This is a genomic window from Duganella sp. LjRoot269 (assembly GCF_964254095.1).
GTDB classification, from domain to species: domain Bacteria; phylum Pseudomonadota; class Gammaproteobacteria; order Burkholderiales; family Burkholderiaceae_D; genus Rugamonas; species Rugamonas hordei.
Genome location: NZ_CAXUSL020000001.1, coordinates 271,715 through 285,571, shown reverse-complemented (window position 1 = coordinate 285,571; position 13,857 = coordinate 271,715). Strand labels below are relative to the sequence as shown.

Below are 13,857 nucleotides of genomic sequence, written 5' to 3'. Positions count from 1 at the left end.
CCGCTATAGCAGCCTTTGTCTACTGTTGCATGATGCAGCGGTTGGTTTTCAATTGACAGCCGGGTGCTCCAACTTATACTGGAGACGCGGATGGGACGTGCACTTCACCCCAAAAAAGAAATCGAGCAGGCATTGAAATATGCCGAAAGCCAGGGTTGGCGTATCGAAACAGGCGGCAGTCATGCATGGGGAAAAATGTATTGCCCCTATAACGACCCCAATTGCCGTTGTGGCGAGTTTTGCATTGCCAGTATTTGGAGCACGCCCAAAAGTGTCATTGCGCATGCACGTTCTCTGAAGCGCGTGGTAGATCATTGCTCCGCCCGACCGATGACCTAGGAATTGCTATGGAATTTACTTTTACCCTTAGATACCGATTGGCGAAGGATGATGCCAATCATGATCAATTGGTTGAGCGCCTCGGCGCAGCGGGGTGCACCGATGCCCTGGTAGGCATTGGGCGTGACGGTTATCTTGCGCTGCAATTTTTGCGTGAGGCTGAAAGCATCGAAATCGCACTAGCCAGTGCGAGCGAGGACGTCCAACGAGCTATTCCATACGCAGAGCTAATTGAAGTGAGTGGTACCAAAGCGCAAGCCGCATAAAGTATTTTTAGTATTTTTCACAATTAATTCAATATTATTTGAAATGTCGAATTATTTACGGTAGCATCCGCTTATGGATACCAAACAAGCGTTGGCGGGATTGTCGTCCCTGGCCCAGGAAAGTCGGCTGGCCGTGTTCCGGCTGCTGGTGCAGGTCGGGCCGGAAGGCATGGCCGCCAGCAAAATTGCCGAGCGGCTCGATATATCGCCGTCGTCGCTGTCGTTCCACCTGAAGGAGCTGAGCCATGCGGGCATGGTCGGCTCACGCCAGGATGGACGCTTCGTTATCTATACCGCCGACGTCGGCGCCATGAATGGCCTGATCGGCTTCCTGACTGAAAATTGCTGCGGCGGCCTGCCGTGCGGCCCCACTATCGGATGCGCACCATGAATATTTTGTTTCTTTGCACGGGTAACTCTTGCCGCTCGGTGTTGAGCGAAGGCGTCTTCAACCACCTGGCGCCGGCCGGACTGAAGGCGATCAGCGCCGGCAGCCAGCCCGCCGGCCAGCTGCATCCGCGCGCGGTCGCGCTGCTGGCGCGCAAGGGCATCTCGCCCGAGGGCTATTACAGCAAGTCCTGGAACGATTTGTCGCTGACGCCGGATGTGGTGGTGACGGTGTGCGGCAGCGCCGCCGGCGAAACCTGCCCGGCCTATCTGGGCCCGGTGCTGCGCACGCATTGGGGCGTCGACGATCCCGGTCACGTGATCGGCACCGAGGAAGAAATCGAGGCGGCGTTCGAGCTGACCTACCGCATCATCCGCGCACGCATCGAGGCTTTCCTGGCCCTGCCGCTGGCGCAACTGGCCGGCGACAAGGCCGCGTTCAAGGTCGAGCTCGACCGCATCGGCGCCATTGGCGCCAATGGCATCTGAACGCGGGAGCGCCTGTGCTGATTGCATTACTGATTTTTATCGCCACACTCACTCTCGTCATCTGGCAACCGCGCGGACTCGGCATCGGCTGGAGCGCCACCGCAGGCGCCGCCGTGGCGCTGCTGGCCGGCGTGATCCACGTCGGCGATATTCCGGCGGTCTGGCACATCGTCTGGAACGCCACCGGCACCTTTGTCGCGATCATCGTCATCAGCCTGCTGCTGGACAAGGCCGGCTACTTCGAATGGGCGGCGCTGCATGTCGCGCGCTGGGGCGGCGGCAGCGGCAAGCGCCTGTTCACCCTGTTCGTGCTGCTGGGCGCGGCGGTGTCGGCGCTGTTCGCCAACGACGGCGCGGCGCTGATACTCACGCCCATCGTCATCGCCATGCTGCGCGAGCTGAAATTCTCTGGCAAGGCCATGCTGGCCTTCGTCATGGCGGCCGGCTTCATCGCCGACACGGCCAGTTTGCCGCTGGTGGTGTCCAACCTGGTTAACATCGTCTCCGCCGACTACTTCGGCGTCAGCTTCGCGCGCTATGCGGCGGTGATGGTGCCGGTCAACCTGGTGTCCGTGGCCGCCACGCTCGGCGTACTGATTTGGTTCTTCCGCCACGACATTCCGGCGGACTACGACGTCGAGCAGATCAAGCGGCCGGAACATGCGATCCACGACCGCGCCACCTTCCTGACCGGCTGGTGGGTACTGGGCCTGCTGTTGATCGGTTTCTTTTGGCTGGAAGATCTCGGCGTGCCGATCAGCGCCACTTCCGCCGTCTGCGCCGCCCTGCTGCTGGCGGTGGCGGCGCGCGGACACCGGATCTCCACGCGTGCGGTGCTCGCCAATGCGCCGTGGCAGATCGTGGTGTTCTCGCTCGGCATGTACATGGTGGTGTACGGCCTGCGCAACGCCGGCCTGACCGACTACCTGACCGGCCTGCTGAACCACTGCGCGGCTTACGGCGTCTGGGGCGCGGCCATCGGCACCGGTTTCATCACGGCGATCCTGTCGTCGATCATGAACAACCTGCCGACGGTGCTGATCGGCGCGCTGTCGATCGACGCCAGCAGCAGCACCGGCGTGGTGCGCGAAGCCATGGTGTACGCCAATGTGATCGGCAGCGACCTCGGGCCGAAGATCACGCCGATCGGCAGCCTGGCGACCCTGCTGTGGCTGCACGTGCTGGAGAACAAGGGCATCCAGATTTCCTGGGGTTATTACTTCCGCGTCGGCATCTGCCTGACTTTGCCGGTGCTGCTGGTCACGCTGGCGGCGCTGGCCGTGCGTTTGAATTGAGAGGGAATCATGGACCTGCCCAACATCAATCCCGCCTTGCTGGACACGCCGACGCTGGACAAGCTGGCGCCGGTTGGAAACTTCGATCATCCGCCGCGCATCCTGATGCTGTATGGCTCGCTGCGGGAGCGTTCGTTCAGTCGCTTCCTGACCGAAGAGGCGGCCCGCATCCTCGAGCATTTCGGCGCCGAGGTGAAAATCTTCGATCCGACCGAATTGCCGATGGCGGGCAGCGTGCCGGAAGATCATCCCAAGGTGCAGGAGCTGCGCGCCTTGTCGCTATGGTCCGAGGGACAGGTATGGTGCAGCCCGGAGCGGCACGGGGCCATCACCGCCGTGATGAAGAACCAGATCGACTGGATCCCGCTGGAGCAAGGCGCGCTGCGTCCGAGCCAGGGACGCACGCTGGCCGTGATGCAGGTGTGCGGCGGTTCGCAATCGTTCAACGTGGTCAATACCATGCGGCTGCTGGGGCGCTGGATGCGCATGTTCACGATACCGAACCAGTCGTCGGTGCCGATGGCGTACAAGGAGTTTGACGACGCCGGCCGCATGCGCCCTTCCGGTTACTATGAACGGGTGGTCGATGTCATGGAAGAGCTGTTCAAGATGACCTTGCTGCTGCGCGGCCGCACCGACTACCTGACCGACCGCTACAGCGAGCGCAACGAGCGTTCGATCAAGGCGATCAATCGACAACTCGGGAAAATCTAATGGATCTGCACATACTGCCGGTCGAGCTGGAAAAAGCCTACCGCCTGTTGAATCACGGACCGACGGTGCTGGTGTCGGCCAGCCATGGCGGCAGCAGCGACGTGATGGCGGCGGCCTGGTCGTGCGCGCTGGATTTCTCGCCGCCCAAGGTCACCGTGGTGTTGGACAAGGCGACCAGCACGCGCGCGCTGGTCGAGCGCAGCGGCCACTTCGTGCTGCAGGTTCCCAACATGGCGCAGCTGGATCTGACGTATGCGGTCGGCAGCAAGAGTCTGGCTGACCATCCGGCCAAGCTGGAGCAATGCAAGGTCGAGCTGTTTCATGCCGACGGCTACGAGGCGCCACTGGTTGCCGGCTGCTCGGCCTGGTTGATCTGCAAGGTGATTCCCGAGCCGCACAACCAGCAGACCTACGACCTGTTCATCGGCGAAGTGGTGGCCGCGTTCGCCGACGCCCGGGTGTTCCGCAACGGGCACTGGGAATTCGAAACCGCCGGCCCCGACTGGCGCAGCCTGCACTACATCGCCGGCGGCACCTTCTATGCGATCGGCGAAAAAGCGGTGGTCAAGACGTAGATCCGGGGTCAGACGGCCGGGGTTACAGCGCGCGGGCGATCAGCAGTTTCTGGATGTCGCTGGTGCCTTCGTAAATCTGGCAGACGCGCACGTCGCGGTAGATGCGCTCCACCGGGAAGTCGGACACGTAGCCGTAGCCGCCGTGCACCTGGATCGCGTCCGAACATACCCGCTCGGCCATCTCGGAGGCGAACAGCTTGGCCATCGCGGCTTCCTTCAGGCATGGCAGGCCGGCGTCCTTCATCGAGGCCGCGTGGCGGATCAGCTGGCGCGCCGCTTCGATCTGCGTCGCCATGTCCGACAGCCGGAACTGCACCGCCTGGTGCTCGAAGATGGGCTTGCCGAAGCTCTCGCGCTCGCGGGCGTACGCCAGCGCCGCCTCGTACGCGGCGCGCGCCATGCCCACCGCCTGCGAGGCGATGCCGATGCGGCCGCCTTCCAGTCCGGACAGGGCGATCTTGTAGCCCTGGCCTTCCTCGCCGATCAGGTTTTCGGCCGGGATGCGGCAGTTCTCGAACAGGATCTGCGCGGTGTCCGACGAGTGCTGGCCCATCTTCTGCTCCAGCCCGGTGACGATGTAGCCCGGCGCCGAGGTCGGCAGCCAGAACGCGCTGATCCCCTTCTTGCCGGCCGCCTTGTCGGTCACGGCCATGACGATGGCCACGTCCGCATACTTGCCGCTGGTGATGAACTGCTTGGTGCCGTTGATGACGTATTCATTGCCGTCGCGCGTGGCGGTGGTGCGCAGCGCGGCGGCGTCGCTGCCGGTGTGCGGCTCGGTCAGGCAGAAGGCGCCCAGCATCTCGCCCTGCGCCAACGGACGCAGCCATTGCTCCTTCTGCTGGTCGTTGGCGTACATCATCGCGATGCTGCACACCGGGCAGTTGTTGACGGAGATGATGGTGGAGGTGCCGCCGTCGCCGGCCGCGATCTCTTCCAGTACCAGCGCGAGGGACACGTAATCCATGCCGGCGCCGCCCAGCGCTTCCGGCACGGCCACGCCGAAGGCGCCCAGCGCCGCCAGCTCTTTCAATTCCTCTTTCGGGAAGTGATGCTCCTTGTCCCAGCGGGCCGCGTTGGGGGCCAGACGCTCCCGCGCAAACGTGCGCAGGGCATCGCGGATCATTTCGTGTTCTTCGCTCAGTATCATGTTGTCTCGTTTATGTTTTGTGTTACCAGCCGATGGTTGTGCCATCGTAATTGCGATAGACCGCCGTGTCGGACGCGGGTAGCGCCGCCAGCGTCGCGCGGATGCCGGCCGCGCTTTCTTCCATCGAAATATCGGCGCCGGCGCCGCCCATGTCGGTGCGCACCCAGCCCGGATGGAAGGCCACGCAGGTCGCGCCCTGCTTGCCGAACGTCAGCGCCGTGTCGATCAGCACCGAATTCAGCGCGGCCTTGCTGGCGCGGTACAGCGAACCGCTCGGGTTGTTGCGCTCGCTCAGCGAACCCATTCTCGACGACAGCACCGCCAGCTTGCCGCGCGCCGCGCCCACCATCGGCGCGATGATGGGCAGCAGCCGCATTGCCGCCAGCACGTTGGTGTGCATCACGCTGTCGAAGTCCGTCTGCAGCGGGAAGCCGTCGTGGCGCGGGCCGTACACGCCGGCGTTGAGGATGGCCACGTTGAGCTCCTCGCCGTCCAGCTTCCAGCCCAGGCCGGCGCAGGCCTCGACATTGGTCACGTCCAGCGCATGGGCTTCGGCACCCATCGCGGCCAGCGTGTCGACATCTTCCGCCTTGCGCGCGGTGGCGATCACGCGCCAGCCGTCGGCCAGGTACTGGCGCGCCATTTCCAGGCCGATGCCGCGCGAGGCGCCGATGATGAGTGCCGTCGCCATCCGCTTACACCAGCTCGATGGCCATTGCGGTGGCTTCGCCGCCGCCGATGCACAGCGCCGCCACGCCCTTCTTGCCGCCGGTGCGCTTCAGCGCGCCGATCAGGGTGACGATGATGCGCGCGCCGGAGGCGCCGATCGGGTGGCCCAGCGCGCAGGCGCCGCCGTGGATGTTGATCTTGTCGTGCGGGATGTCGAGGTCGCGCATGGCGGCCATCGGCACGGCGGCGAAGGCTTCGTTGATCTCGAACAGGTCGACGTCCTTGGTGCTCCAGCCGATTTTCTTGTACAGCTTTTCGACGGCGTCGATCGGCGCGGTGGTGAACAGGTTGGGTTCCTTGGCGAAGGTGGCGTGGCCGTGGATTTTGGCGATCGGCGTCAGGCCCAGCTTCTTCGCGGTCGATTCGCGCATCATCACCAGCGCGGCGGCGCCGTCATTGATCGACGACGACGAGGCGGCGGTGATGGTGCCGTCCTTCTTGAACGCGGCGCGCAGGGTCGGGATCTTCTCAACCTTGGCTTTCAGCGGACCTTCATCCTTGTCGATGACGGTGTCGCCGGCGCGGCTGGTGACGGTGACGGGCGCGATTTCCCACTTGAACCAGCCTTCGCTGGTGGCGACCTGCGCGCGCTTGACTGATTCGATGGCGAAGTTGTCCTGCGCCTCGCGGGTGAATTCGTACTTGGCCGAACACTCTTCGGCGAAGGTGCCCATCGAGCGGCCTTCGCCGGTTTTCTCGTTGCGCGAGTAGGCGTCTTCCAGGCCGTCGTACATCATGTGGTCGAACAGCATGCCGTGGCCGATGCGGTAGCCGCCGCGCGCCTTCGGCACCAGGTAGGGCGCGTTGGTCATCGATTCCATGCCGCCGGCGATCACCACCTCGGCGCTGCCGGCGACCAGCTGGTCGTGGGCGAAGATGGCGGCCTGCATCGCCGAGCCGCACATCTTGGACAGGGTGACGGCGCCGGTCGAGGTCGGCAAGCCGGCTTTCAGCAGGGCCTGGCGCGCCGGCGCCTGGCCCTGGCCCGCCATCAGGCAGTTGCCGAAGTAGACGTGCTCGACCAGATTGCCGTCGACGCCGGAACGCTCGACGGCGGCCTGGATCGCGACGGCGCCCAGGTCGTGCGCGGCCTTGGCGGAGAAGTCGCCCTGGAAGGCGCCCATGGGGGTGCGGGCTGCACCGACGATAACGATAGGATCATTCATTTTCTAGTATCTCCATAAATGGCGGCTGGATCGCCGCCGGTGGGTTTGCGTGTTGATTGCTGAATCGGATGTGCTGCGGATACGGGAACACGTCTTCGACGTGGCCATCCAGAATGCGCTGTTTGCGCATTTGCCACCAGGCTTGCGTCAACAAGTCGGCGTGATGCTTCATGAAAAATTTGCGGATCTTGGCGTTCCCCAGCAGGAACCTGCCGAACTGCTCGGGGAAGACGTCGTACTTGCCGACCGGGTACCACGGTTCGGCGGCCATTTCCTCTTCCTCGTTGCGCGCTTCCGGGATATTGCGGAAATGGCAGTCGGTGATGTATTCGATTTCGTCGTAGTCGTAGAACACCACGCGCTGGTGGCGGGTGACGCCGAAGTTCTTGTACAGCATGTCGCCGGGGAAGATGTTGGCGGCCACCAGTTCCTTGATGGCGTTGCCGTATTCCAGCACGCCGTGCTCGATCTGCACGTCGTCGTTGTCGTTCTCGGCGTTGGTCAGCCAGATGTTCAGCGGCACCATGCGGCGCTCGATGTACAGGTGCTTGATGACGATCTGCTCGCCGTCCTCCTCGATCAGCGACGGCGCGTAGTGTTTCAGCTCGGCGATCAGCTCTTCCTTGAAGCGGTGGCGCGGGAAGGCGACGTTCGAGTATTCCAGCGTGTCGGCCATGCGGCCGACGCGGTCGTGGTGTTTCACCAGCAGGTATTTTTCCTTGATCAGCGCGCGCGTGGTTTCCTTGGGCGGGGGGAAGAAATCCTTGATGACCTTGAACACGTACGGGAACGACGGCAGCGCGAACACCAGCATCACCAGGCCGCGGATGCCGGGGGCGATCTCGAACAGGTCGGACGAGTGCTTCAGGTGCTGCAGGTAGTCGCGGTAGAACAGCGTCTTGCCCTGCTTTTGCAGGCCGAGGATGGTGTAGATCTCGCTGCGCGGCTTGCGCGGCAGCAGCGTGCGCAGGAACTGCACGTAGGCCGACGGCACTTCCATGTCGACCAGGAAGTAGGCGCGCGTGAACGAGAACAGGACGGCGATCTGCTCGGGGTCGAACAGCACGGTGTCGAGGATCAGCTCGCCATGCTTGTTGTGCAGGATGGGCACGACAAACGGATATTCCCGGTTGCCGTTGATGCCCTTGCCGACGATGTAGGCGCCCTTGTTGCGGAAGAACAGGCTCGACAGCACGTGGATCTGGTGGTTCGGCTCCAGCTTGGCGTTGCCGAAGATTTGCGTCAGCCGCGCCTCGACCTGTTCGACGTCGCGCGTCAGGTTGGCGAATTTCGCGTCCAGCTGGAAGTTGGTGATGATGCGCTTGAGCGTGAAGTGCAGGCCGTCGGTGCCGGGATAGTAGACGCGGTAGGTCGGGCGCGGTTCCTCGGTTTCGATGTATTCGGTCGACACGACCGGGCGCACGAAGATGAATTCGTTGTGGAAGTAGCTGCGGTGCAGGATGTTGCAGCAGACCGAGTTGAAGAAGGTTTCGGCCAGCTCCGGCTGCTTGTGGTCGGACAGCATGCCGATGTAGTGCAGCTTGAGCTCGCGCCACACTTCGTCGGTCAGTTCCTCCGCGTCGTACTCGTCTTCCAGCATCTGCACGCATTCCTGCACGCGCTTGTCGTAGAAGTCGATGCGTTCGCGCGCGGCCTGCTGCGCCGCGACCCACGCGCCGCGCTCGAAGTGCCGCTTGGCCTGCTGGCTGGTCTGGCGGAACAAGCGGTAGTGCTTGTCGAAGCCGTCGCGTATCGTGCGCGCGATGTCGAACGCGATCTGCGAGCGCAGCAGTTTTGGGAAAGCAGCCTGGATCATGGGTCGAATACCGATGTCGGTTGAACCGTCATTCCCGCGCAAGCGGGAATCCATAGAACGCCGGTTAGTCCAGCTCAGCATGGATCCCCGCTTTCGTGGGGATGACGTGCCCGCTGGGCTCTTACTTGGTTTCCGCGAACAGTTCGCGGCCGATCAGCATGCGGCGGATTTCGCTGGTGCCGGCGCCGATTTCATACAACTTGGCATCGCGCCACAGGCGGCCGACCGGATACTCGTTGATGTAGCCGTTGCCGCCCAGCGTCTGGATCGCCTCGCCGGCCATCCAGGTCGCTTTTTCCGCGCTATACAAAATGGCTCCCGCCGCGTCCTTGCGCAGCTGGCGGACCGCTTCCGGGCTGGTGGCGCGGTCGCAAGCCTGACCGACGGCGTAGACATAGGCCTTGCACGCCATCATGGTCGAGTACATGTCCGCAATCTTACCCTGCATTAGCTGGAATTCGCCGATAGGCTGGCCGAATTGCTTGCGGTCGTGGATGTACGGCACCACCGCGTCCATGCAGGCCTGCATGATGCCCAGCGGGCCGCCGGACAGCACGGTGCGCTCGAAGTCCAGGCCGGACATCAGCACGTTGACGCCCTTGCCCAGGCCGCCCAGCACGTTTTCGGCCGGCACTTCGCAGTCTTCAAACACCAGTTCGCCGGTGTGCGAGCCGCGCATGCCCAGCTTGTCCAGCTTCTGCGCCACGGAGAAGCCCTTGAAATGTTTCTCGATCAGGAAGGCGGTCATGCCTTTCGGGCCGGCTTCGAGGTCGTTCTTGGCGTAGACCACCAGCACGTCGGCGTCGGGGCCGTTGGTGATCCACATCTTGGTGCCGTTCAGCACCCAGCGGTCGCCCTTGAAGTCGGCGCGCAGCTTCATGCTGACCACGTCGGAGCCGGCGTTCGGCTCGGACATGGCCAGCGCGCCCACGTATTCGCCGGAAATCAGCTTGGGCAGGTATTTCCGCTTTTGCTCTTCGGTGCCGTTGCGCTTGATCTGGTTGACGCACAGGTTAGAGTGGGCGCCGTAGGACAGGCCGACCGAGGCCGAGGCGCGCGAGATTTCCTCCATCGCCACGATGTGGGCCAGGTAGCCCATGTTGGCGCCGCCGTATTCCTCGGGCACGGTGATGCCGAGCACGCCCAGCTCGCCCATCTTGCGCCACAGGTCCATCGGGAACTGGTCGCTGCGGTCGATTTCGGCGGCGCGCGGCGCGATTTCCGCGGCGGCGAACTGTTGCACGGCTTCGCGCAGGGCGGCGATGTCTTCGCCGTGGTCAAAGGTCAGGCCTGGGAGATGGAGCATGTCGTCCTCGATTCTTTTGTTTTGTGGAGCGGGTTGGAGCGCCTATGATACGCCCATGTTACGTTAACGTAAACGTCAACCACGTTCGGCGATGGCCGCTAGCAGTCGTTTGCACTCGTCTTCGTGGGCGGTGACCTCGGCCAGCGACATTTCGATGTCCTCGCGCTGCTGTTCCAGCGTTTCGCGGTGATGCGCCAGCACGTCGAGGAAGCGGTTCATCTGGGCGCTGGTGTCTTTTGGCGTTTCATACATGTCGACCAGGCTTTTGATCTCCGACAGCGACAGGCCCAGGCGCTTGCCGCGCAGGGTCAGTTTGAGGCGGGTGCGGTCGCGCGGCGTGTAGACTCGGTTGCGGCCGCCGGCGCCCTCGCGCGAGGGATTGAGCAAGCCCTGGTCTTCGTAGAAGCGGATGGCGCGCGCCGTGATGTCGAATTCACGGGCCAGTTCGGTGATGGTATAGGTAGGCATCTCTAGATTTGCGGTAAAGTCGTACAATTTCCGTTTACGTCAACGTCAAGCACATTGTAGCGCGCCTGACTTCCTGAAAGAAGAAAAATGAACCCACTCGAAGCGCAACTGGATTATCCGCTGGGCGACACCATCCCGGCCGCCGGCACCGTGCACGAGCTCGCTCCCGGCCTGCGCTGGCTGCGCATGCCGCTGCCGTTCGCGCTGGACCATATCAATCTGTGGCTGCTCAGGGACGATGACCAGGAGCGTGCGGGCTGGGCCATCGTCGACAGCGGCGTCGCCAGCGACGCCACGCGTGAAGCCTGGGAAGCGGTTTATGCCACCGGGCTGGACGGCTTGCCGGTGCGGCGGGTGTTCGCCACCCATTGCCATCCCGACCATATCGGCCTGGCCGACTGGCTGTGCCGGCGCTGGGACGCGCCGCTGTGGACCACCACCGGCGAATATGCGTTCGCCCGCATGATGTCGGCGGCTTTGCCGGGGGTGGACGGCGCCGCGGCGCTGCCGCACTTCCAGCGCCACGGCCTGCGCGACCTGGACCTGCTGGAAAAGATGACTAGCCGGAAAAGTTACTACCCGACGCTGGTACCGTCGGTACCATCCTCCTACACCCGCATCCAGGACGGACAGTTGGTGGCAATTGGTGACCAGCAATGGCGGGTGATCACCGGTTTCGGCCATGCGCCGGAACATGCGTCGTTGTATTGCGCCAAGCTGAACGTGCTGATCGCCGGCGACATGGTGCTGCCAAGAATTTCTACCAATGTATCGGTTTTCGCCGTCGAGCCGGAGGCGAACTCGCTGACGCTGTATCTGGACTCGCTGGGCAAGTTTGTTGATTTGCCGAACGATGTACTGGTTTTGCCTTCCCACGGCAAGCCATTCAAAGGCTTGCACACCCGCATCGCACAATTGCGCCAGCACCATGTCGAACGGCTGGCCGAGGTGGTCGATGCCTGCCGCGACTGGCAGTCGGCGGCCGACATCGTGCCGCTGATGTTCAAGCGGGCGCTGGATGCCCACCAACTGAGCTTCGCGCTGGGCGAGGCGCTGGCCCACCTGCATAAATTGTGGCACGACGGTATCGTGCGACGTCAAACAGGGGCCGACGGCATCATACGTTTCCGTATGAAGTGACGTCGAAAGTTTGGCTCCAGGCGGGGAGTGGTGTTATTGTAATAACTTCACTATTTCCACTGAAATAGCCTCCGGAATTTCGGCTCCTTTCGCGGTGCGGAACCGAACAAAATTCGGAGCCGGCCCGCGCAGACGTTTGCACTTACAGAGGATGAAGTGTTAATTATAAAATCCTATCACGTCACAATCAGATCTTAAAAACAAGAGACTGACTTTCATGACGCAACGTGAAATAGTGCAATTATGAATTCTTCAAATGAACGCGAAAGCTTTAGCCAGCGCTTACAACAGGCTCTCAAGAACGCCCACTACTCCCCCGATAGTCCGACGCGGTTGGCGCGGGAGTTCAACATCCGTTTCGATGGTCGTCCGATTACCGTCCACGCCGCCCGCAAATGGCTGGTAGGAGAGGCGATACCGACCCAGGAAAAGCTGCGCATGATCGCCCAGTGGCTGGGCGTACCGGCCGAATGGCTGCGTTTTGGCGGCCCCGAGGCGGGCGCGCCGGCCGGCGACGGCGGCAACGGCCTGTCGCGTTTCGAGTCGGCCGACGTCAAGCTGATCGCCGATTTGCAGCGCCTGGACGAGCATCACCGCCAGATCGCGCGCGAATTTATTCGCATGTTGGTCCGTGTTAATTACCAAAAGTAGTCATTTTAAGTAGTATTACGGAGAGATTTTGACCGAATGTGGCCGGCGACAGTAGTGTTTCCGTGTGAAACTAGTTTCACGGTTTAGCCAGCTTTTGTTCGGACCGGGCGCACCTCAGGGGGCGCCCTTTTTATTTTTGGACGCCTTGCGAATTGTCATGGATTCGACACGGATTTGAGGCACAATAGGCAATCAGCGCCGCTGAACCGCAGCATTTACTTCGGGAGCCAAGCTTTTGAGCCGTCTTATGAAAAGTAACTACAGCAACGTCGCGCAGCTAAAAGATTTGATGACCGTCCCCCCGATGACCGCCGCCCAACATGCAGAGGTGATGCGCAAGCGTATCGCCCACCGCCGTATGGTCGAGGAAGCGCGGGATCTGAAGAAAGCCAGCGGATCGCAGTTCGATAAACGCTAGGCTGGAAGCTGGTTTTAGCTGGACTCGCTGGGGGGCTTCATGCCGTTCCAGCGCGGGGCCAGCGTGTGCTCGATGCCGAACAAATCGATGACCCGGCCGACGGTGTGATCGACCATCTCCGCAATGCTTTGCGGGTTGTGATAAAAACTCGGCAGCGGCGGGAAGATGATCCCGCCCATTTCCGTCACCGCCGTCATATTGCGCAAATGCGCCAGGTTGAACGGCGTTTCCCTCACCATCAGCACCAGCCGCCGGCGCTCCTTGAGCACCACGTCGGCCGCGCGCGCGATCAGGTTGTCCGACAGGCCGTGGGCCACCGAGGCCAGCGTCTTCATCGAGCAGGGCGCGATGATCATCCCGTCAGACTGGAAGGAACCGCTGGCGATCGAGGCGCCGATGTCGCGCACCTTGTGCACCACGTGGGCCAGGTCTTCGACCTCGCGCCGCTGCAGCCCGGTTTCCTGGTGCAGCGTGAGGACCGCGGCATCGGAGACGATCAGGTGCGTCTCGATGCCCTGAGTGTGTTGCAGGTGTTGCAGCAGACGCACGCCATACACGGCGCCCGTGGCGCCGGTGATGGCGACAACGATCCGCCGCGGCCTGTCAGGCATCCAGCAGGGCTTTCAGCTCGCCCGACTCGAACATTTCGTTCATGATGTCCGAACCGCCGATGAACTCGCCCTTCACGTACAGCTGTGGAATGGTCGGCCAGTTCGAGTAGTCCTTGATGCCCTGGCGGACTTCAGGATCTTCCAGAACGTTCACAGTTGCAATGTTTTCAACGCCGCAAGCTTTCAGGATCTGGATGGCGCGGCCGGAGAAGCCGCATTGCGGGAACTGGGCGGTGCCCTTCATGAACAGCACCACCGGGGTATTGGTCACGGTTTCTTTGATCCAGGTTTGTACGTCGCTCATAGCTGCCTCAGTGAAAAGATGTATTAGGTGCCG

Annotated in this window: 18 protein-coding genes; 10 read left to right on the top strand and 8 right to left on the bottom strand. The window is 62.4% G+C overall.

Translation table 11 applies throughout. The features are described from left to right. Nucleotides 1–90: 90 nt before the first annotated feature. The 7 genes from ACSQ3S_RS01115 (at nucleotide 91) to ACSQ3S_RS01085 (ending at nucleotide 4,065) form a co-directional block, all read left to right on the top strand. Nucleotides 91–339, top strand: coding sequence for a hypothetical protein (locus tag ACSQ3S_RS01115; RefSeq protein ID WP_176653333.1), 249 nt, complete (start codon nucleotides 91–93; stop codon nucleotides 337–339). A gap of 8 nt (nucleotides 340–347) precedes the next feature. Next, nucleotides 348–605: a hypothetical protein gene (locus ACSQ3S_RS01110; protein WP_176653334.1), complete on the top strand. Its 258-nt coding sequence runs from the start codon at nucleotides 348–350 to the stop codon at nucleotides 603–605. Between the two features lie 73 nt (nucleotides 606–678). Beyond that, the gene (locus tag ACSQ3S_RS01105) at nucleotides 679–996 is read left to right on the top strand and encodes an ArsR/SmtB family transcription factor (RefSeq protein ID WP_176653335.1); all 318 of its coding nucleotides are present in this window, start codon (nucleotides 679–681) and stop codon (nucleotides 994–996) included. Further along, a complete protein-coding gene (locus ACSQ3S_RS01100) occupies nucleotides 993–1,481 on the top strand; it encodes an arsenate reductase ArsC (protein WP_436141352.1) in 489 nt (162 codons plus the stop codon). Before ACSQ3S_RS01105 ends, ACSQ3S_RS01100 begins: the two co-directional genes overlap by 4 nt. A gap of 14 nt (nucleotides 1,482–1,495) precedes the next feature. Then, the gene (locus ACSQ3S_RS01095) at nucleotides 1,496–2,776 is read left to right on the top strand and encodes an arsenic transporter (protein WP_176653337.1); all 1,281 of its coding nucleotides are present in this window, start codon (nucleotides 1,496–1,498) and stop codon (nucleotides 2,774–2,776) included. Nucleotides 2,777–2,785: 9 nt separating this feature from the next. Next, nucleotides 2,786–3,490 (top strand): arsenical resistance protein ArsH, encoded by a 705-nt coding sequence (arsH, locus tag ACSQ3S_RS01090; RefSeq protein ID WP_176653338.1) that lies wholly within the window; start codon nucleotides 2,786–2,788, stop codon nucleotides 3,488–3,490. Beyond that, complete coding sequence (locus ACSQ3S_RS01085; RefSeq protein ID WP_436141351.1) at nucleotides 3,490–4,065, top strand: flavin reductase family protein; 576 nt, start codon at nucleotides 3,490–3,492, stop codon at nucleotides 4,063–4,065. The genes arsH and ACSQ3S_RS01085 overlap by 1 nt, the downstream gene beginning before the upstream one ends. A 22-nt stretch (nucleotides 4,066–4,087) precedes the next feature. On the opposite strand, the gene ACSQ3S_RS01080 is transcribed toward ACSQ3S_RS01085, so the two are convergent. From ACSQ3S_RS01080 to ACSQ3S_RS01055, 6 genes are all read right to left on the bottom strand, one after another. Next, complete coding sequence (locus tag ACSQ3S_RS01080) at nucleotides 4,088–5,215, bottom strand: acyl-CoA dehydrogenase family protein (RefSeq protein WP_436141350.1); 1,128 nt, start codon at nucleotides 5,213–5,215, stop codon at nucleotides 4,088–4,090. 22 nt (nucleotides 5,216–5,237) lie between these two features. Further along, nucleotides 5,238–5,906: an SDR family oxidoreductase gene (locus ACSQ3S_RS01075; protein ID WP_436141349.1), complete on the bottom strand. Its 669-nt coding sequence runs from the start codon at nucleotides 5,904–5,906 to the stop codon at nucleotides 5,238–5,240. Nucleotides 5,907–5,910: 4 nt separating this feature from the next. Continuing rightward, nucleotides 5,911–7,110: an acetyl-CoA C-acyltransferase gene (locus ACSQ3S_RS01070; protein ID WP_436141348.1), complete on the bottom strand. Its 1,200-nt coding sequence runs from the start codon at nucleotides 7,108–7,110 to the stop codon at nucleotides 5,911–5,913. After that, a complete protein-coding gene (gene aceK, locus ACSQ3S_RS01065) occupies nucleotides 7,103–8,926 on the bottom strand; it encodes a bifunctional isocitrate dehydrogenase kinase/phosphatase (RefSeq protein WP_436141347.1) in 1,824 nt (607 codons plus the stop codon). Before aceK ends, ACSQ3S_RS01070 begins: the two co-directional genes overlap by 8 nt. Before the next feature lie 121 nt (nucleotides 8,927–9,047). Beyond that, a complete protein-coding gene (locus tag ACSQ3S_RS01060; protein WP_353401647.1) occupies nucleotides 9,048–10,232 on the bottom strand; it encodes an isovaleryl-CoA dehydrogenase in 1,185 nt (394 codons plus the stop codon). Nucleotides 10,233–10,307: 75 nt separating this feature from the next. Continuing rightward, a complete protein-coding gene (locus ACSQ3S_RS01055) occupies nucleotides 10,308–10,700 on the bottom strand; it encodes a MerR family transcriptional regulator (protein ID WP_176653345.1) in 393 nt (130 codons plus the stop codon). Between the two features lie 87 nt (nucleotides 10,701–10,787). On the opposite strand from ACSQ3S_RS01055, the gene ACSQ3S_RS01050 reads away from it, so the two are divergent. The 3 genes from ACSQ3S_RS01050 (at nucleotide 10,788) to ACSQ3S_RS01040 (ending at nucleotide 12,909) form a co-directional block, all read left to right on the top strand. Continuing rightward, on the top strand, nucleotides 10,788–11,840 hold the full coding sequence (locus tag ACSQ3S_RS01050) for an MBL fold metallo-hydrolase (RefSeq protein ID WP_436141346.1): 1,053 nt from the start codon (nucleotides 10,788–10,790) through the stop codon (nucleotides 11,838–11,840). Nucleotides 11,841–12,083: 243 nt separating this feature from the next. Beyond that, nucleotides 12,084–12,491: a hypothetical protein gene (locus tag ACSQ3S_RS01045; protein WP_176653347.1), complete on the top strand. Its 408-nt coding sequence runs from the start codon at nucleotides 12,084–12,086 to the stop codon at nucleotides 12,489–12,491. Nucleotides 12,492–12,738: 247 nt separating this feature from the next. Then, nucleotides 12,739–12,909: a hypothetical protein gene (locus ACSQ3S_RS01040; RefSeq protein ID WP_020703835.1), complete on the top strand. Its 171-nt coding sequence runs from the start codon at nucleotides 12,739–12,741 to the stop codon at nucleotides 12,907–12,909. A gap of 14 nt (nucleotides 12,910–12,923) precedes the next feature. Here ACSQ3S_RS01040 and ACSQ3S_RS01035 read toward each other — a convergent pair whose 3' ends face one another. Together ACSQ3S_RS01035 and grxD are read right to left on the bottom strand one after the other, a co-directional pair. Further along, a complete protein-coding gene (locus tag ACSQ3S_RS01035) occupies nucleotides 12,924–13,520 on the bottom strand; it encodes a UbiX family flavin prenyltransferase (RefSeq protein ID WP_436141345.1) in 597 nt (198 codons plus the stop codon). Continuing rightward, on the bottom strand, nucleotides 13,513–13,824 hold the full coding sequence (grxD, locus tag ACSQ3S_RS01030) for a Grx4 family monothiol glutaredoxin (RefSeq protein ID WP_008443113.1): 312 nt from the start codon (nucleotides 13,822–13,824) through the stop codon (nucleotides 13,513–13,515). Before grxD ends, ACSQ3S_RS01035 begins: the two co-directional genes overlap by 8 nt. Nucleotides 13,825–13,857 lie beyond the last annotated feature (33 nt).